This window comes from Nocardioides albidus (assembly GCF_006335005.1).
Lineage (GTDB): Bacteria > Actinomycetota > Actinomycetes > Propionibacteriales > Nocardioidaceae > Nocardioides > Nocardioides albidus.
Map to the genome: position 1 here is coordinate 1 of NZ_VDMP01000025.1, position 349 is coordinate 349.

A 349-nucleotide genomic window follows, 5' to 3' on the forward strand; every position below is an offset into this window, starting at 1 on the left:
TGAGGTCGATGACCGGGGTGAGGGTGATGTGGCGGTGGCGCAGGAGCTCGGCGAGTTGCTCGAGGAGCATCGGGCCGAGGTCCTCGACCCGGGCCACGCCCTCGACCCCGCCCTCGCGCCCGCCTTCGAGGAGACTGGCGAGGACGGCGGCGTCGAGGTGGGCGTACACGACACCCTTGCGCTTGCGCTCGGGCTTGGGCTCGGGGTGGGACGGCGGGGGCGCGGCGTCCCCATCATTCCCGGCGTCCGCGGCGTCCTCGGTGTCTTCGAGGAACCGGACGGCGGCGTAGGGGTCGGCGAGGAGCTCGACGGCCTGGGCGCGGAACTGGTCCATGGTGGGGATGTCGTC

1 pseudogene is annotated in these 349 nt (G+C 73.1%); it reads right to left on the reverse strand.

What is annotated here, in order from left to right:
* Positions 1-349, reverse strand: a pseudogene (locus FHP29_RS13215) (hypothetical protein); the annotation flags it as partial.